The 17086-nt window shown below is 71.4% G+C and carries 14 protein-coding genes; 6 read left to right on the forward strand and 8 right to left on the reverse strand.

Annotated features, from left to right (window positions below; all coding sequences use genetic code 11):
* Window positions 1-38 precede the first annotated feature (38 nt).
* On the forward strand, window positions 39-1814 hold the full coding sequence (locus ASF45_RS32280) for a DUF4402 domain-containing protein (RefSeq protein ID WP_056673378.1): 1776 nt from the start codon (window positions 39-41) through the stop codon (window positions 1812-1814).
* A gap of 19 nt (window positions 1815-1833) precedes the next feature.
* Here the strand turns inward: ASF45_RS32280 and ASF45_RS32285 are convergent, their stop codons facing one another.
* From ASF45_RS32285 to ASF45_RS32305, 5 genes are read right to left on the reverse strand one after another with little or no spacing between them, the layout of a single operon-like run.
* Window positions 1834-3555: a biotin carboxylase N-terminal domain-containing protein gene (locus ASF45_RS32285; protein ID WP_056673380.1), complete on the reverse strand. Its 1722-nt coding sequence runs from the start codon at window positions 3553-3555 to the stop codon at window positions 1834-1836.
* The gene (locus tag ASF45_RS32290) at window positions 3552-5123 is read right to left on the reverse strand and encodes a 5-oxoprolinase/urea amidolyase family protein (protein ID WP_056674384.1); all 1572 of its coding nucleotides are present in this window, start codon (window positions 5121-5123) and stop codon (window positions 3552-3554) included. Before ASF45_RS32290 ends, ASF45_RS32285 begins: the two co-directional genes overlap by 4 nt.
* Complete coding sequence (locus ASF45_RS32295) at window positions 5123-5881, reverse strand: LamB/YcsF family protein (RefSeq protein WP_056673384.1); 759 nt, start codon at window positions 5879-5881, stop codon at window positions 5123-5125. Before ASF45_RS32295 ends, ASF45_RS32290 begins: the two co-directional genes overlap by 1 nt.
* Window positions 5882-5892: 11 nt before the next feature.
* Complete coding sequence (gene pcp, locus ASF45_RS32300) at window positions 5893-6549, reverse strand: pyroglutamyl-peptidase I (RefSeq protein WP_156473264.1); 657 nt, start codon at window positions 6547-6549, stop codon at window positions 5893-5895.
* A gap of 23 nt (window positions 6550-6572) precedes the next feature.
* Window positions 6573-7544, reverse strand: a complete 972-nt coding sequence (locus ASF45_RS32305) for a tripartite tricarboxylate transporter substrate binding protein (RefSeq protein WP_056673392.1) — start codon at window positions 7542-7544, stop codon at window positions 6573-6575.
* A gap of 186 nt (window positions 7545-7730) precedes the next feature.
* Here ASF45_RS32305 and ASF45_RS32310 point away from each other — a divergent pair, with 186 nt between their 5' ends.
* Genes ASF45_RS32310 through ASF45_RS32325 form a run of 4 tightly spaced genes read left to right on the forward strand, consistent with a single transcriptional unit; the run spans window position 7731 to window position 11755 of the window.
* The gene (locus ASF45_RS32310) at window positions 7731-8417 is read left to right on the forward strand and encodes a GntR family transcriptional regulator (RefSeq protein WP_056673394.1); all 687 of its coding nucleotides are present in this window, start codon (window positions 7731-7733) and stop codon (window positions 8415-8417) included.
* Between the two features lie 32 nt (window positions 8418-8449).
* Window positions 8450-9313: a M23 family metallopeptidase gene (locus ASF45_RS32315; protein WP_082551401.1), complete on the forward strand. Its 864-nt coding sequence runs from the start codon at window positions 8450-8452 to the stop codon at window positions 9311-9313.
* 13 nt (window positions 9314-9326) lie between these two features.
* The gene (locus tag ASF45_RS32320; RefSeq protein WP_056673396.1) at window positions 9327-9935 is read left to right on the forward strand and encodes a response regulator transcription factor; all 609 of its coding nucleotides are present in this window, start codon (window positions 9327-9329) and stop codon (window positions 9933-9935) included.
* Window positions 9932-11755 (forward strand): hybrid sensor histidine kinase/response regulator, encoded by a 1824-nt coding sequence (locus ASF45_RS32325; RefSeq protein ID WP_056673399.1) that lies wholly within the window; start codon window positions 9932-9934, stop codon window positions 11753-11755. The genes ASF45_RS32320 and ASF45_RS32325 overlap by 4 nt, the downstream gene beginning before the upstream one ends.
* Here the strand turns inward: ASF45_RS32325 and ASF45_RS32330 are convergent.
* The 3 genes from ASF45_RS32330 to ASF45_RS32340 form a co-directional block, all read right to left on the reverse strand.
* Window positions 11745-12566: a hypothetical protein gene (locus ASF45_RS32330; protein ID WP_056673402.1), complete on the reverse strand. Its 822-nt coding sequence runs from the start codon at window positions 12564-12566 to the stop codon at window positions 11745-11747. The two genes, ASF45_RS32325 and ASF45_RS32330, sit on opposite strands and share 11 nt — an antisense overlap.
* A gap of 141 nt (window positions 12567-12707) precedes the next feature.
* Window positions 12708-14123, reverse strand: coding sequence for an aspartate ammonia-lyase (aspA, locus tag ASF45_RS32335; RefSeq protein ID WP_056673405.1), 1416 nt, complete (start codon window positions 14121-14123; stop codon window positions 12708-12710).
* 86 nt (window positions 14124-14209) lie between these two features.
* On the reverse strand, window positions 14210-15700 hold the full coding sequence (locus tag ASF45_RS32340; RefSeq protein ID WP_056673408.1) for a PLP-dependent aminotransferase family protein: 1491 nt from the start codon (window positions 15698-15700) through the stop codon (window positions 14210-14212).
* A 96-nt stretch (window positions 15701-15796) separates the two neighbouring features.
* Between ASF45_RS32340 and gabT the strand changes: the two genes are divergently transcribed.
* A complete protein-coding gene (gene gabT, locus ASF45_RS32345) occupies window positions 15797-17080 on the forward strand; it encodes a 4-aminobutyrate--2-oxoglutarate transaminase (protein ID WP_056673411.1) in 1284 nt (427 codons plus the stop codon).
* The last annotated feature ends 6 nt before the right edge of the window (window positions 17081-17086 follow it).

Below are 17086 nucleotides of genomic sequence, written 5' to 3' on the forward strand. Positions count from 1 at the left end.
CGCCCGGTCTTTGCCGGCCGTTGCAACACGGAGGTTCCATGCGCCCGCCCCTCGATGACGACCGCACCTGTTCCACCCACCACCGGCGCTGGCTGCGCCGCGCCACGCTGGGCCTCGCCGTGGCCGTGCTGGTGGCCTGCGGCGGCGGTGGCGACGATGCAGACGATGGTTCCTCGGCAGAAGGCCCTGGGACAGGCCCCGGAACGGGCACGGGCACCGGCTCGGCCGCCATCGCCGTCGACGCCAGCCCGCTGCGCGCCACGCTGACCGCCGACAGCGCACGCACCGTCACGCAAACCGTGCCGCTGGGCGGCGGCACGCTCTCGGCCATCGGCGCCGACGGTGCGGTCTACACGCTCACGGTGCCGAACAACGCGCTCACGGAACCCACCGAGATCAGCCTCACACCCCTGAGCAACCTGGCGGTGGATGGCCTGGCCAGCGATGCGGCCTACGGCGTGCAGCTCGGCCCCGAGGGTGCGCAGTTCAGCAACTACGTGACGCTGACCATCACGCCACCGCCCGGCGCCAGCGTGCCGCTCGAGCGCCAGCTGCCGATCGGCTGGAGCGGCACGGACAACACCGTGGCCCTGGCCGCACTCGACCCGAACACGCGCGAGGCCAATCTCAAGCTGCTGCACTTCAGCGGCTACGCGCTGCTGCTGGCGCGCCAGGGCACCAATGCCACGCTGGAGCCCGCCCGCCACCGCCTGGGCGGCGATGCCGAGGCCCGGCTGCAGAGCCTGACGGCCGAGCGGCTGCTGCAGGAGCGCCAGCGCCAGCTGCTGGGCCAGACGCAGGCCCAGGCCAACCTGGACGACATCTTCGCGGCCTACGACGAGGAGGTGCTCAAGCCGCGCATCGCGGCCGCCGGCAGCAGCTGCGCGGCCGGCCGGCTCGCGATCCAGACCGTGCTGGGCCGCAGCCGCCAGCGCCAGCTGCTGGGCTACCCCGACGACGCCTACAGCCAGAGCGCGCTGTACGGCGACATCATGGTCCAGACCACGGCCGCCTGCACGCGCGAGGAGTACGCGCTGTGCCGCGACGAGCACATCATCACGCGCATGCTGCCCTACTACCTGGGCCTGACGCGCCAGGCCCAGCTGCTGGGCCTGGCCGGCAGCCCCGGCGTGGCCGACCCGGTCTGGCTGCAGGACGCCGAGGCGGCCACGGCCAAGTGCCTGAACTTCGAGCTGCAGATCGATTCGCAGATGGTGCTGAACGAGGGTGCGGACGTGGATGCGCACACCGTGCGCGAGAACGTCAGCGCGCGCGTGCTGCTGCCGTTCAATCTGGGCATCGCCTTCTACGAGAGCGGTGGCTCCTACGTGGCGACCTCACCGGCCGCCGTACCGCTGACCTCCAGCGGCTACAGCGTGGCCTACCCGCACACCTGTGCCTCGGTCAACAGCACGGCGCCGGCCGATGCCACCGTGTGGGGCGCGCTGGGCTTCACCGCACGCCAGGGTGGCGTGGCGCAACGCGCCGAAGTGGCGGATTTCTACCTGACGCCTGCGGTGGCGCCCACCGGCCTGGGATCGGGCTACAGCGTGACGCTGCGCTCGCCGCGCAACCCCAGCGGCTGCGACCAGCCTTCCACCTCGACCGACTACGAAAGCTGGGTCACCGCGGGCTACCCGACCTGGATCGAACCGTTTGCCGATCCCACGCTGGCGATGGCGATCCGCAACTGGCGCATCGTCGGCGGCGACGTGATGGCCACCAAGGAGTTCACCACGCGCAGCGATCCCGACGCGAGCGAGAACGTGACCGTGAACACGCAGCTCGTGCTGTTCCACAAGCCGGCGCCCTGAACCCGGCGCCGGCCCGGGATCAGTCCACGATGCGCGCGATCGCGCTGCCCGCGGCGACGTAGGCGCCCGGCTCCACCGCCCGTGCCAGGCGGCCGGCCCGGTGCGCCAGGACCTGGGTCTCCATCTTCATCGCCTCCATCACGGCCAGCAGGTCGCCCGCGGCCACGGTGCTGCCCTCCTCGGCCTTCCAGGCGGCCACGGTGCCGGCCACCGGCGCGGCGACCACCGCGGCGTCGGCCACCGGCTCGGTGCTGGCCGACGCGGCCGGCGCGGCCCGCAGCCCGCCCAGCAGCGCCGCCGGCAGGCCCAGTTGCACGCGCCGGCCGTCGATCTCGATGGCCGTGCGCAGCAGTGCCTGGTCGGCCTGCGGTGCCGCGTGCAGCGCCGCCGCCAGGTCGTTCGCGAAGTCGGTCTCGATCCAGCGGGTATGCACCGCGAAGCCCTGCTCGCCCGTGAAGTCCGCATGCGCCATCACGGCCCGGTGGAACGGCAGCACCGAGGCCAGGCCCTCGATGCGGAACTCCTTGAGCGCGCGCCGCGCCCGCGCGATGGCCTCGGCCCGCGTGGCGCCGGTCACGATGAGCTTGGCCATCAGCGAGTCGAAGCTGCCCGGCACGACCGAGCCGGCGACCACGCCCGTGTCCACGCGCACGCCGGGTCCGCCGGGTGCCTCGAACACCGTCACCGGGCCCGGGGCTGGCAGGAAGCCGCGGCCCACGTCCTCGGCGTTGATGCGGAACTCGACGGCGTGGCACCGGGGCTCCGGCGTTTCGGTGATGGACAAGGGCAGGCCATCGGCCACCCGCAGCTGCTCGACCACGAGGTCGATGCCGGCCGTCTCCTCGGTCACCGGGTGCTCGACCTGCAGCCGCGTGTTGACCTCCAGGAACGAGATCGCGCCGGTGGCGCTGAGCAGGAACTCCACCGTGCCGGCGCTCACGTAGCCGGCACGCGCGCAGACGTCCTTGGCCGATTGGTGGATGCGGGCGCGCTGCGCGTCGCTGAGGAAGGGGGCCGGGGCTTCCTCGACCAGCTTCTGGTTGCGCCGCTGCAGCGAGCAGTCGCGCGTGCCCAGCACGACGACGTTGCCGTGCGTGTCGGCGATGACCTGGGCCTCGACGTGGCGCGGCTTGTCCAGGAACTGCTCGACGAAGCATTCGCCGCGGCCGAACGCGGCCACGGCTTCGCGCACGGCCGAGGCGTACAGGTCGGCCACCTCGTCCATGCGCCGGGCCACCTTGATGCCGCGGCCGCCGCCGCCGTAGGCCGCCTTGATCGCGATCGGCAGGCCATGCTGCTCGGCGAAGGCCAGCACCTCGTCGGCGCCCTGCACCGGGCCGGGCGTGCCGGCCACCAGCGGCGCGCCGACCTCCAGCGCCAGCTTGCGCGCCTGCACCTTGTCGCCCAGCGCGGCGATGGCGGCGGGCGGCGGGCCGATCCAGGTCAGGCCGGCGTCGAGCACGGCCTGGGCGAAGCCGGCGTTCTCGGACAGAAAACCGTAGCCGGGGTGGACGGCGTCGGCGCCGCTCTTCTTGGCGATGTCCAGCAGCTTGGCGATCGACAGGTAGGTGTCGGCCGGGCGGCTGCCCGAAAGGCCCCAGGCCTCGTCGGCCACGCGGGTGTGCAAGGCGTCCAGATCCGGGTCTGCGTAGACGGCGACGGACTGCACGCCATAGTCGGCGCAGGCACGGGCGATGCGCACGGCGATCTCACCTCTGTTGGCGATCAGGACTTTTTTCATGGCTCGATGGGCGCGAACGCGCGGATGGGGTTGAAGCGGATGCGGGCACCGATCGGAATCTGCCCGGCCAGGTCGAGGTGGTGCGGCGCCACGGCCGCGATGACGGGGTAGCCACCGGTGAGCGGATGGTCGGCCAGGAACAGCACGGGCTGGCCGCTGGCCGGCACCTGGACCGCGCCCAGGGCCGTGCCTTCGCTGGGCAGCTCGTCGTGGCGGCTGCGCGCGAGCGGCTGCGCGCCAGCCAGGCGCAGGCCCACGCGGTTGGACTGGGGCGTGACGGTCCAGGTCTGCGCGGCGAACAGGGCGACGGCTTCTTCGGTGAACCAGTCGGTGCGCGGGCCGGGGACCACGTCGAGCACCACGGTCTCGTGCAGCGTCGGCAAGGTCGCGGGCAGTTCGGGTGCGCCGACCACACCGTGCGACGTGGGGCGAACGGCGAGGCGGTCACCGGCGCGCAAGGGTTCCGGGCCGACCTTGGCCAGCGTGTCGGTGGCACAGCTGCCCAGCACCGGCGCGATGGCGAAACCGCCGCGCACGGCCAGGTAGGAGCGCAGGCCGGCCTCGGGCGCGCCGATCTCCAGGCACTCGCCGTCCGCCAGCGCGAGCGCCTGTCCACGCGCCTGCGGCCAGCGTTGGCCACGGGCATCGACCAGGGTCAGCGGGCCTGCCGCGCCCGTGACGGCCAGCACCGTGTCGCCCTGGCTGCGCAGCGCGAAGCCGCCGTCCACGATCTCCAGCGCTGCGGTGCACGCCGCATTGCCGGCCAGGCGGTTGGCCGCGCGCAGGGCGCCCTGGTCGAGCGCGCCGGAAGCCGAGACGCCCTGCCCGGCCTGGCCATGGCGGCCGAGGTCCTGGAACAGCGTCTGCAAGCCGGGGCGCAGGATCTCCAGGGCCGGGCCGCTGTGCGCCTCTACGGGTGCAGGTGCGGACGCAACGGCGCGCGGGCGTGCCGGCCACCCCGTCGCATCGACGAAGCGCACGCGAAAGCCCGGCTGCAGCAGCGCCGGCACGGGCCGCGCCAGGTCCCACATCGGCGTCTGCGTGATCCCGATCAATTGCCAGCCGCCCGGGCTCTGCTGCGGATAGACCGCGCTGAAGTCGCCCGCCAGCGCCACCGAACCGGCCGGCACCTGGGTCCGCGGCGTCTTGCGGCGCGGCACCACGAGGCGCGGGTCGCCACCGCTGAGGTAGGCGAAGCCCGGCGCGAAGCCGGTGAAGGCCACCTGGTACTCGCTGCCGGTGTGCCAGGCGATGACCTGCTCACGCGTGGCGCCCAGCAGCCTGGCGACCTCGTCCAGGTCTTCGCCGCGGTAGTCGACTTCGATCTCGACCAGCGTGCCGGCGCGCTCGACGCTGCGGTCCAGCGTGCGGCCAGCGATGGCCGCCACCAGCGCCTGCTGCGTGACCGCGCTGGGCCGGTAGCGGACCAGCAGCGTGCGCGCGGCCGGCACCAGTTCTTCCACACCCGGCACAGGCTCGGCCTGCAACGCGGCCAGCAGCGCCAGCGTCTGCGGCAGGTCTTCGAGCTCGACCAGCAGCGCGTCCAGGTTGACGGGCAGGAAACGCATCATGCGGCGAACGCCTGCACCGCCACGCCGGCCTGCTCCAGCACCTGGCGCACCTGGCGCGCCATGGCCACGGCGCCGGGGCTGTCGCCGTGCACGCAGATGGAATCGGCCTGCACGCGCACCGTGCTGCCGTCGATGGCCTGGACCACGCCCTCCTGCGCCAGCCGCAGCATGCGTGCAGCCACGGCATCGGGGTCGTGCAGCACGGCGCCCTTCTCGCGGCGCGAGACCAGCGTGCCCTCGGGCGTGTAGGCCCGGTCGGCGAAGGCCTCGGCCACCACCGTGAGCCCGGCCTCGCGGGCCCAGTCCACCAGCGGCGCGCCGGCCAGTGCGACCAGCACCAGCGTGGGGTCGATGGCGCGGATGGCGGCGATCACGTCGCCGGCCTGGCGCCGGTCGTGGGCGATGGTGTTGTACAGCGCGCCATGCGGCTTGACGTAGCGCACCCGCGTACCGGCCACCTTGGCCAGGCCCTGCAGTGCGCCGATCTGGTAGACCACGTCGGCCTGCAGGTCGCTGCTTGCCACATCCATGTTGCGCCGGCCGAAGCCGGCCAGGTCGGGGTAGGCCACGTGCGCGCCCACGGCCACGCCGCGCTCGGCCGCCGCACGCAGCGTCTGCAGGATGCCAGCCGCGTCGCCCGCATGGAAGCCGCAGGCCACGTTGGCGCTGGAGACGATGGACAGCATGGCGGCGTCGTCGCCCATGGTCCATGCACCCAGGCTCTCGCCGAGGTCGCTGTTGAGGTCGATGTGCATGGGGGTTCCTTTCAATGCAGTTGGCCGCCAGCGGCGACGATGTCGGTCTGGACGGCCAACGCCGTGCGCAGCGTCACGCGCAGCGCCTCCACCTGCGCCGCCAGGGCCATGCTGGGCAGGCCCGGGTGGCGGGCGGCCTGCTCGGGCAGGGCCGGCACGTGCACGAAGCCGCCGCGCACGCCGGGCAGGCCCGCGAGCCGGTGCATCAGCGCATAGAAGACATGGTTGCAGACGAAGGTGCCGGCGGTGTTGGAGACCGAGGCCGGCAGGCCCGCGGCACGCAGCTCCCGCACGATGGCCTTGATCGGCAGCGTGGAGAAGTAGGCGGCCGGCCCGCCTGGTACCACCGCGGTGTCCACAGGCTGGCGGCCGGCGTTGTCGGGGATGCGCGCATCGTCGCAATTGATTGCCACGCGCTCGGGCTGCCACTCGGTGCGCCCGCCGGCCAGGCCCAGGCCGACGACCAGCCGGGGTCGCCACTGGGCCAGTGCGGCGTCGAGCCGCGCGGCGGCCTGGCCGAAGACGCAGGGCAGCTGCACGGCCCGCACGGTGGCGCCGCCGCAGTCCCAGCCTTCGAGTGCGCGCGCCACTTCCCAGGACGGGTTGACCGGGTCGTTGTCGAACGGCTCGAAGCCGGTGACGAGCACGTGGGAGGGGGCAATGGGCATCGGCATCCTCGGCAGGTTGGCGATCAGTCGACCTTGATGCCGGCGTCGTCGATCACCTTCTTCCACCGGGCCGCATCGGACTTGATCAGGGCGGCCAATTGTGCGGGTGCGCCGCCCACCACATCGAGGTTCATCTCGGCGAGCTTGGCCTGCACGTCCTTCTCGACCAGGATCTGGTTGATGACCTGGTTCAGCTTCGTGACGATGGCTGGCGGCGTGCCCGTGGGCGCGACGAAGCCGTACCAGAAGGTCACGTCCAGGTCCTGCCCGCCGGACTCGGCCACGGTGGGCAGGTCGGGGTAGCTGGCCAGGCGCTTGTTGCTCGTGACCGCCAGCGCGCGCAGGCGGCCACCCTTGACCATGGGCATGGCCTCGGGCACCAGCGCGATCATCAGCTGCACCTGCCCGCCCATGACCTCCTGCAGCGCCGGCGCACCGCCCTTGTAGGGCACGTGCACCGGGTCGACGCCGTTGGCGCGCTTGTAGTACTCCATGCCCAGGTGGCTGGGCGTGCCGGCACCGGCCGAGGCGTAGCTCACGCTGCCGGGCTTGCTCTTGAGGTAGCTGCCCAGCTCGGCCATGGTCTTCACGGGCACCGAGGCATTCACCACCACCACGCTGGGCACCGTGGCCGCCAGCACGATGGGCACCAGGTCCTTCTGCACGTCGTAGGGCAGCTTGGGGTACAGGCCCGGGTTCACGGCCAGGCCGCTCAGCGTGGACAGCAGCAGCGTGTAGCCGTCCGGTGCCGACTTGGCCACGTGCGTGATCGCGATCTGCTCGCTGGCGCCGGGTCGGTTGTCCACCACCACCGGCTGGCCCAGCTGCTTGCCCAGCCGCTCGGCCACCAGCCGGGCCAGCGTGTCGGTGGATCCACCCGCCGCATAGGGCACGACGATGCGGATCGGCTTGGCGGGATAGTCGGCCGCACTGGCGGACAGGGGCAACCAGGCCAGCAAGGCAGCGGCGGCAAGCAAGGGACGGCGGTTGAACATCGGTGGCTCCGGGCAGAACAGGGACTGGGATGGTGGCAACAATCGCGGCAAATGATGGAACACATGCAAACTAATTGTTGAACAATCGTAATTTGCCTGGTCACACAAATCAAGCTTCATCCCCAAAAAATGCCCTGGGGTGTTCCACATGCTGGCTGGTTGTGGTTTCTGCTAAAAGGCCTGCCTATGCCGACACCTGCCCTCGCCTCCTCTTCCGAGCCGAACCTTGCCGAACGCCTGGCGGCCCGGCTGCGCCAGCAGATCGCCGCAGGTGAGCTCGCCCCCGGCCAACGCCTGCCCGAGCAAAGCCTGAGCGAGAGCCTGGGCGTCTCGCGCAACACGCTGCGCGAGGCCTTCCGGATGCTCACGCACGACGGCCTGGTCACGCACGCGCCCAACCGCGGCGTCTGCGTGGCCGTGCCGAGCATCGCGACCATCATCGACATCTACCGCGTGCGCCGGCTCATCGAATGCCAGGCCCTGGCCCAGGCCTATCCGCGGCATCCGGCCAAGAAGCGCATGCGCGCGGCGGTGGAAACGGCGCTGGCCCGGCGCACTGCGGCCGACTGGTCCGGCGTCGGCACGGCCAACATGGACTTCCACATGGCGGTGGTCGAGCTGGCCGACAGCGAGCGCCTGAATGGCATGTTCACGCCCATCCTGGCCGAACTGCGGCTGGCCTTCGGCATGTTGCAGGACGCCGAGTTCCTGCACGCGCCCTATGTGGACATGAACGTGAAGATCCTGGAGCTGACCGAAGCTGGCCGCTACGCGGAGGCGGCCGCGGCCCTGCAGGACTACCTGGTGCACTCCGAGCGCATCGTGCTGGCGGTCTACGCACGGCGGCTGGCGGAAACCGGCACCCCGGGCTGAGAGGGGATGGGCACGGCGGCCACAATCGACCCATGCCTTCCTGCCCCTCCCGCCGAACCGCCCTGCTCTGCACCGCCAGCCTGCTCGCCCTGCCGCGCCTGCAGGCCGCACCCGCCAAGAAGCTCCCGCCGCCGCCCGATGTCTGGCCGCGGGCAGCGGTCGTCCCCGGCGGCGTGGCCCGCCTGTCGCTCGGCCCGGCCGCCACCCGCCCGCAGGCCCATGCCGGCGAGGTGCCCCTGCTGGTCGTGGGCGACGCCATCGAATGGACTGCCCTGGTCGGCATCGCGCTGGCGGCCCGGCCCGGCGACGCCACGATCACCGTCACCGCGCCGGGCGAGGTGCCGCGCCGTGTGCCTTACCGGGTCCTGCCCAAGAAGTACCAGGAGCAGCGGCTGACGGTCTCGCCGCGCACCGTGGATCTCTCTCCCGAAGACCAGGCCCGCTACGAACGCGAGCGCGAGCACCTGGCCGGGGTGATGGCCACCTTCAGCCCGGCGGTGCCGCCGCGGCTGCAGATGCAGGTGCCCGCGCCGGGCCGGCGCTCCAGTTCCTTCGGCCTGCGCCGCGTGTTCAACGGCCAGGCGCGCAACCCGCACAGCGGCATGGACATCGCGGCCGCCACCGGCACGCGCGTGCGGGCGCCGCTGGACGGCCGCGTGGTCGATGTCGGCGACTACTTCTTCAACGGCGGCACGGTCTGGCTGGACCATGGCGCGGGATTGCTCAGCATGTACTGCCACCTGAGCGCGATGGACGTGAAGCCGGGCGACCAGCTGCGCGCGGGCGAGGCGTTCTGCAAGGTGGGCGCGACGGGCCGCGTGACCGGGCCGCACCTGCACTGGTCGGTGATGCTGAACCGGGCCATGGTGGACCCTGCGCTGTTCATTGCCGCCTGACCGCGTCCCCCCGATGAAGCTGCTGCTGATCGACGACCACCCGCTGTTCAGCGTCGGCTTCGCGCATGCGCTGTCGCACGCCCGCGCGGGCGTCCAGGTGCTGACGGCGGCCGGTGTCGAGGACGGCCTGGCGCTGGCCGGCGGATGCGCCGAGCTGGACATCGCCCTGATCGACTACCGGCTGGCCGCCATCGACGGGCTGGAGGGCCTGCGCCGCTTCGGCGCGGCCCACCCGCTGGTGGCGCGCGTGCTGATCTCCGGTGACGAGACCACGGCCCTGGCCGCGCGTGCGCGGGCGGCCGGTGCAGCGGGCTTCATCGGCAAGTCGCTGGCCATCGACCAGATCCTGCACGCGCTGGACACCGTGTGCGCCGGCCAGGAGTGGTTCGGCCCCCGTGCGCTGGCGGCGTTCGCCGACATCGCGGGACCGGGGGCGCCCACCGCCCGCCAGCTGGAGGTGCTGGCCCTGGTCGCCACCGGCCAGCAGAACAAGCAGATCGCAGACGCGCTGGGCATCGCCGAGCGCACCGTCAAGCTGCACGTGACGGCGCTGCTGGACAGCTTTGGCGCCCACAACCGCACCCACCTGCTGGTGCTGGCGCGCGAGCGCGGATTGCTGTGAGCACCAGCGCCCCGCTGACGCCGCTGCTGCCGCGCTGGCGCAGCCTGTCGCTGCAGCTCGTTCCCACCGAGGTCGAGGCCGAGCAGCTCGAACGCATGGTCCGCACCACGCCGAGGTCCTGGCTGCTGAGCACCATGGCCGCGCTGATCTGCTACCTGCAGTACGCCGACCACCCCGCGGGCGGCGCCGTGCGCTGGTGGTTCGCAGCCTACGCGGTGCTGGTGGCGGTGCGCCTGACGCTCTGGGCCGCCTGGATGCACCGGCGCACGCAGATCGCCTTCTGGGTGTTGCCGGCGCTGGCCACCACGCTGGCCATGGGTGCGCTCTGGGGGATGCTGTGCATCCTGCTGGACGTGCAGGGCAGCCCGCAGGCCGAGGCCATCCTGCACATCACACTGGCCTGCGTGGCGCTGGGCGGCACCGCGCGCATGGCCTGCTTCGACCGCGCGCTGTTCGGCTATGTGGTGCTGATCCTCGGGCCCACGGTGGTGCGCGACCTGCTGATCGGGGGCGGCTACCACTGGCTGATGGCCCTTCTGCTGTTCCTGATCGGCGTCTACGGCCTGCTCAATTGCGCCAGCATCTCGCGCGCGCTGCGCGAGGTGCAAACCCAGCGCAAGCGCAACGCCGAGCTGGTGGAGCAACTGCGCCAGGAAGCCGAACGCAGCGCCGCGGCGCACCAGCAGGTGGTGCAGGCCGGCGAAGCCAAGACGCGCTTCTTCGCCGCCGCCAACCATGACCTGCGCCAGCCGCTGCACGCCATGGGCCTGTTGGTGCACACACTGCGCACGCCGAACACGGGCGCCGCGCCGCTGCCCGACATGGCCGGGCGCCTGGCCGACTGCGTGGACGGCATGACGCTGGTGATCGATGGCCTGCTCGACATGAGCCGCATGGACGCGGGCGAGATGGCGCCGCAGTGGTCGGTGTTCGCGCTCGACGAACTGGTGCGCGAATGCTGCGCGCCGCTGCGCATCGTGGCGCAGGCCCAGGGCCTGGCGTTCACCACCGAGACCGTGCCGGTGAGCGTGCGCAGCGACCGCGTGCTGCTGGCGCGGTTGCTGGCCAACCTGGTCTCCAATGCCATCCGCTACACCCACACGGGCGCGGTGCGCGTGGTGACGCGGGTGGACGGCGGACAGGTGCGCCTGGCGGTGGAAGACACCGGCATCGGCATCGCGCCGGAGCACCTTCCCAGGATCTTCGATGCGTTCTACCAGGTCGGCAATCCTGGCCGGGACCGCCGACTCGGCCTCGGGCTGGGCCTGTCGACGGTGCAGCGCATCGGTGCGCTGCTGTCGCTGGACCTGGCCGTGCGCTCGCAGCCGGACCAGGGCAGCGTCTTCGCGCTGACGCTGTCGCTGGCCGCCTCGGAGACGGAAGACAGCGGCGGCGTCGCCAGTGCGGACGCGCCATCGCTGCTGCGCGGACGGCGCGTGCTGGTGGTGGACGACGACGCGGATTCACGCGACGCCATGGTCCACCTGTTGGCCTCGTGGGCCTGCGCAGCGCGCGGCGCGGCCAGCGCGCCAGATGGTGCCGGCATGCTGGCTGAAGGTTTCATGCCCGATGCCCTGGTGGTCGACCTGCGCCTGGCCGAAGGCGCCAGCGGCATCGACGCCGTACAGGCCCTGCGGGCCACCGCCGGCCGGCTGCTGCCTGCGCTCATCGTGACCGGCGATGCCGGCAGCGAGCATCTGGAGCGCGCGCGGGCGGCGGGCCTGCAGGTCTGCGTCAAGCCGGTGCGCCCGGTGCAGCTGCGCGCCTTCCTGGGCCAGGCCTTCGCGGACGGGACCGGCCAGGCAGCGGTCAGCGCTTGACGTAGCAGACGCCGTCGGGCGTCACATTGATCGACTGCAGCACTGCGCCGGCGTTGGCGAACAGGCTCGGGTTCTGGTCGCCGATCACGCACAGCTCGGTGGCGCTGGTCTTCGACCAGACCATGTGGTTCACGATGCCGGTGACCAGCGCCATGCGGGTCCAGTGCGCCGCGATACCGGCGGCCGACTGCGCGGACGTGATCTCGCCCTGGCCGATGGTGGTGGGCGGCAACGGTGCGCCCGTGCCCGTGCAATCGGCCGAGCCGTACTGCACCAGGCCGCTGCCCCAGGTGAAGCCGGTGTCGGAGGTCGGCGTCACGCGCACCAGCGTGCGTGCCGAGCTGGCCGCCCCGAGCCGCGTGCAGCGGCGCAGTTCCCAGTCGCCGGCCAGCGCCTGCACGCCGCCGGCCAGGGCCGCGCTGCAGGTGACGGTGACATCGCTGACATCCGCAGACGCCGTACCGCTGCCATTGGCGACGGCGCATTGCTGGCCTGCGGGCGGGGTCTTGACCGTGACGGCATAGGCCGCACCCGCGCCCACGGCCGTTGCGAACACCAGGCTGCCGTTGGCGCCCACGCTGAGATCGTCGCCGCCGTTGTTCTGCAGCACCAGCGTCTTGCCGCTGTCCAGGCCCGTGACGGTGGCGGAGATCTTGAACCCGGCCGCGCCGGCGGGATCGTCGTCGTCGCCGCCGCCGCCGCAAGCGGCCAGCACGAGCGGCAACGCGGCAAGCAGCAGGCAGGAGCGGCGTGCGGAAAAGTGTGCGAGAAGGCGTGCGGAATGCACGGGCGGATGCGGGAGGCGGGCCATGGAATGTTCCTGTCGGTAGATGCGGAGTTGAGATGTCGCAATTGCTACCGGCATGGTGGCCTGGTGCGCTCCGTGCGGGAACAGCACCTTCGGGCAGGTGTGGCGCCGCACACCCTGCCCGCCTCTTTCCTCAGGACCGCGTCAGGGCCGGCTCAAGGGTGTCGGCTGCGTCAGCACCTCGGGCCGCAGGATCTCGTCGAGCTGCTGCTTGGTCAGCAGCCCCTTGGCCAGCACGATGGCGTAGACGCTGCCGCCCGTGGCGTGCGCCTCCTGCGCCACGGCCGTGGCGTTGGCGTAGCCGATGTAGGGGTTCAGTGCGGTGACGATGCCGATGGAGTTGGCGACCAGACCGCGCAGGTGCTCGGCATTGGCCGTGATGCCGTCCACGCAGCGCGAGGACAGCGTGAGGCAGGCGCTGCGCAGGTGCGCCACGCTCTTGAACAGGCTGTGCGCGATGATGGGTTCAAAAGCGTTGAGCTGCAGCTGACCGGCCTCGGCCGCGAAGCTGACCGTGATGTCGTTGCCGATCACCTCGAACGCGACCTGGTTCACCACCTCCGGGATCACCGGGTTGACCTTGCCCGGCATGATGCTGGAGCCGGCCTGCATGGGCGGCAGGTTGATCTCGTTGAAGCCGGCGCGCGGCCCGCTGGACAGGAGGCGCAGGTCGTTGCAGATCTTGGACAGCTTGACCGCCACGCGCTTGAGCACGCCCGACAGCTGCACGAAGGCGCCGCAGTCCTGCGTGGCCTCGATCAGGTTGGGCGCGGTGACCAGCGGGATGCCCGTGATGCGCTGCAGGTGCTTCAAGACCAGCGGCGCGTAGTCGGGGTGCGCCGTGATGCCGGTGCCGATGGCGGTGGCGCCCATGTTGATCTCGCAGATCAGCAGCACGGCCTCGCGCAGGCGCTGCTGGTCTTCCTCGAGCATCACCGCATAGGTGCCGAACTCCTGGCCCAGCGTCATGGGCACGGCGTCCTGCAACTGGGTGCGGCCCATCTTGAGGATGTCCTTGAACTCGTCGGCCTTGCGCGCGAAGGACTGGCGCAGCACCTCCATGGCATCGACCAGCCCGGCGATGCCGAACCAGGTGGCGATCTTGAGCGACGAGGGGTAGACGTCGTTGGTGCTCTGGCCGATGTTGACCTGCTCGTTCGGGTGCAGGTGCTGGTATTGGCCCTTGGCATGGCCCAGCAGCTCCAGCGCGCGGTTGGCGATGACCTCGTTGGCGTTCATGTTGGTCGAGGTGCCGGCACCGCCCTGGATCACGTCGACGACGAACTGCTCGTGCAGCTTGCCGGCCAGCAGCTCGTCGCAGGCGGCCGAGATGGCATTGCAGCGCTTCTCGTCGAGCAGGCCCAGTTCGTGGTTGGCATGGGCGGCGGCCTGCTTGACACAGGCCAGGGCCTTGATGAGTTCGGGATAGATGGAGATCGCGGTTCCGGTGATCGGGAAGTTCTCGACGGCGCGCAGCGTGTGCACGCCGTAGTAGACCTCGGCCGGCACCTCACGATCGCCCAACAGGTCGTGCTCGATGCGGAAGGCGGGGCTGCTCATCTGGGTCTCCTTGGGTGGTGGTGGCGGCAGTGTAGGAGAGCGCCTACGGCCATGGCATGCCGAGTTTGCATGCCGACCTGCCGGCCTCAGGCATGCCGCTCGAGCACGGCCGCGAGCCGGTCAAAGCCGGCGCGGATCTCGGGTTCGGTCACGGCGCCGTAACCCAGCACCAGGCCCTTGTGGGCTGCGGGGCGGTGCAGGCTGTACATCGACAGCGGCCGCGTCATCACGCCAGCGGCCAGGGCTTCGTCCGCCACGGCGGCGTCATCGGCCGCGTCGGGCAGGCCCAGCACCAGGTGGAGCCCGGCATCGCTGCCCAGCAAGGGCAAACGCGTTCCGAAGCGCGCCGTGACGGCCTCGATCAACGCGGCCCGGCGCGCTGCATAGACGCCGCGCATGCGCCGGATGTGGCGCGCGTAGTGGCCTTCGCGCAGGAAGCGCGCCAACACCACCTGCTGCAGCGTCTGGCCCTCGCGGTAGAGCTCGTTGAGGGCCCGCGAGAAGCTCTCCACCAGGTCGCGCGGCAGCACCAGGTAGGCCAGCCGCAGCGAGGGATACAGCGTCTTGGAGAAGGTGCCCAGGTAGAGCACGCGGCCCTGCTCGTCCAGGCCCTGCAGCGCCGGCAGCGGCCGGGCGGCGAAGCGGAACTCGCTGTCGTAGTCGTCTTCGACGATCCAGACACGGTGGCGCGCCGCGTAGTCCAGCAGCTGGCGGCGCCGGCCGTGGCTCATGAGCACGCCGGTGGGGTACTGGTGGGCCGGCGAGACGAACATCAGCCGCGGCGGCTTCTCCAGCTGCTGCGCGCTCGGCGCCAGGCCCTCGGCATCCAGGTCCACGGGCTCCAGCGCCAGCCCGGCCGCGCGGAACATGGCGCGCGCGCCCCAGTAGCCCGGGTCTTCGAGCCAGACCCGGTCGCCGTTGTCGGCCAGCAGATGGGCCACGAGGTGCAGCGCCTGCTGCGTGCCGCTGGTCACCACCACCTGCGTGGCATCGCAGGCCACGCCGCGCGTGCCGCCCAGGTAGTCGGCGATGGCCTCGCGCAGGGCCGGGTGGCCGGCGCCCGTGGCGTAGCTCAGGTGGGCCGGCTGCACCTCGCGCCAGGCCTGGCTCTGCAGGCGGCTCCAGACCTTGGCGGGGAACATGCGCACCTCGGGCACACCGGGCGTGAACGCGCCCCATTGCATGGGGCTGGCCAGCGCGCCCTGCACCAGGTCGGCACCGCGCTGCGAGAGCGGCGAGGCGGCGACACCGCCGCCGCGCGGCGCGGCGCGCACACGGCCGACGAAGCCTGGCGCGGCCTCGGCCACATAGGTGCCGCGGCCCACGCCGGCCTGCGCCAGGCCTTCCAGCACGAGCTGCTCGTAGACCTGCACGACGGTGTTGCGCGCAATGCCCAGGGCCTCGGCCATGGCCCGCGTGGGCGGCAGCTTGTGCCCGGCGGGCAGCGTGGACTGCCGGATGCCGCCCTGCAGGATGCGGTACAGCTGCTGGTGGTTGTACTCGCCGTTGCCGGGCGCGAACTGCTGCAGCACGAAGTCTGGCAGCGCCTGCGCCTCCTGGCCTGAAATTGGCTCCATCGGATATGAATAAATTGGTTCTTTTGTTGGAATCAATGTATTCGTAGACTGCGCCCGTGTCCAGCCAACCCGGGCCTTGCAGGCCAGCATCCCGTCATGACCACCGCCCTTGAAACCAGCACCAACCAGCAGATCGACGCGCGCCGCGTCGCCGCCACGCCGCGCGGCGTGGGCATCGGCTTCCAGATCTACGCCGAACGCGCCGAGAACGCGCAGATCTGGGATGTGGAGGGCCGCCGCTACATCGACTTCGGTTCCGGCATCGCGGTGCTCAACACCGGCCACCGCCATCCGCGCGTGATGCAGGCCGTGAAGGACCAGCTCGAGCATTTCACGCACACGGCCTACCAGGTCGTGCCATACGAGAGTTCGGTCGCGCTCGCGGAACGCCTGAACGCGCTGACGCCAGGCCAGCACGCCAAGAAGACGGCCTTCTTCACCACCGGCGCCGAAGCCGTGGAGAACGCCATCAAGATCGCGCGCGCCCACACGCGCCGCCCCGGCGTCATCGCCTTGAGCGGCGCCTTCCATGGCCGCACCTTCATGGGCATGGCACTGACCGGCAAGGTCGTGCCCTACAAGACCGGCTTCGGCCCCTTCCCGGGCAGCATCTACCACGTGCCGGCGCCCGTTGCACTGCACGGCACCACGGTCAAGCAGTCGCTGGCCGCGCTGGCGCAACTGTTCAAGGCCGACATCGATCCCGAGCAGGTGGCCGCCATCATCGTGGAGCCGGTGCAGGGCGAAGGCGGCTTCTACGTGCAGCCGCCCGAATTCATGCGGGCGCTGCGCGAGGTCTGCGACCGCCACGGCATCGTGCTGATCGCCGACGAGATCCAGACCGGCTTCGGCCGCACCGGCAAGCTGTTCGCGATGGAACACTACGACGTGCTGCCGGACCTCATGACCGTGGCCAAGAGCCTGGCTGGCGGCCTGCCGCTGTCGGGCGTGGTCGGCCGTGCCGAGATCATGGACACGCCGGCCCCCGGCGGCCTGGGCGGCACCTACGCCGGCAATGCGCTGGCCATCGCGGCGGCCCATGCCGTGCTGGACGTGATCGCCGACGAGCAGCTCAGTGCCCGCGCCGAGCGCCTGGGCCAGCATCTGAAGTCACGCCTGAACGCCCTGCGCAAGACCGTGCCGCAGATCAGCGACGTGCGCGGCCTGGGCGCCATGGTGGCCATGGAGTTCGCGCAGCCCGACGGCACGCCCGATGCAGCCTTCACCAAGCAGGTGCAGGAGCGTGCCCGCGATGCCGGCTTGCTGCTGCTGACCTGCGGCGTGCACGCCAACGTGATCCGCTTCCTGTTCCCGCTCACCATCGAAGATGCGCTGCTGGACGAAGGCCTGGACATCCTGGCCGCGGCCCTGAAGGCCTGACGCAAA

It is taken from the genome of Pseudorhodoferax sp. Leaf265 (assembly GCF_001422365.1).
Classification (GTDB): Bacteria; Pseudomonadota; Gammaproteobacteria; order Burkholderiales; family Burkholderiaceae_C; genus Pseudorhodoferax.

What these genes read in the sequence shown, in the direction of transcription:
- ASF45_RS32280 (WP_056673378.1), top strand. Translation starts at nt 39, where the DNA reads ATGCGCCCGCCCCTCGATGACGACCGCACCTGTTCCACCCACCACCGG.
- ASF45_RS32285 (WP_056673380.1), bottom strand. Translation starts at nt 3,555, where the DNA reads ATGAAAAAAGTCCTGATCGCCAACAGAGGTGAGATCGCCGTGCGCATC.
- ASF45_RS32290 (WP_056674384.1), bottom strand. Translation starts at nt 5,123, where the DNA reads ATGCGTTTCCTGCCCGTCAACCTGGACGCGCTGCTGGTCGAGCTCGAA.
- ASF45_RS32295 (WP_056673384.1), bottom strand. Translation starts at nt 5,881, where the DNA reads ATGCACATCGACCTCAACAGCGACCTCGGCGAGAGCCTGGGTGCATGG.
- pcp (WP_156473264.1), bottom strand. Translation starts at nt 6,549, where the DNA reads ATGCCCATTGCCCCCTCCCACGTGCTCGTCACCGGCTTCGAGCCGTTC.
- ASF45_RS32305 (WP_056673392.1), bottom strand. Translation starts at nt 7,544, where the DNA reads ATGTTCAACCGCCGTCCCTTGCTTGCCGCCGCTGCCTTGCTGGCCTGG.
- ASF45_RS32310 (WP_056673394.1), top strand. Translation starts at nt 7,731, where the DNA reads ATGCCGACACCTGCCCTCGCCTCCTCTTCCGAGCCGAACCTTGCCGAA.
- ASF45_RS32315 (WP_082551401.1), top strand. Translation starts at nt 8,450, where the DNA reads ATGCCTTCCTGCCCCTCCCGCCGAACCGCCCTGCTCTGCACCGCCAGC.
- ASF45_RS32320 (WP_056673396.1), top strand. Translation starts at nt 9,327, where the DNA reads ATGAAGCTGCTGCTGATCGACGACCACCCGCTGTTCAGCGTCGGCTTC.
- ASF45_RS32330 (WP_056673402.1), bottom strand. Translation starts at nt 12,566, where the DNA reads ATGGCCCGCCTCCCGCATCCGCCCGTGCATTCCGCACGCCTTCTCGCA.
- aspA (WP_056673405.1), bottom strand. Translation starts at nt 14,123, where the DNA reads ATGAGCAGCCCCGCCTTCCGCATCGAGCACGACCTGTTGGGCGATCGT.
- ASF45_RS32340 (WP_056673408.1), bottom strand. Translation starts at nt 15,700, where the DNA reads ATGGAGCCAATTTCAGGCCAGGAGGCGCAGGCGCTGCCAGACTTCGTG.
- gabT (WP_056673411.1), top strand. Translation starts at nt 15,797, where the DNA reads ATGACCACCGCCCTTGAAACCAGCACCAACCAGCAGATCGACGCGCGC.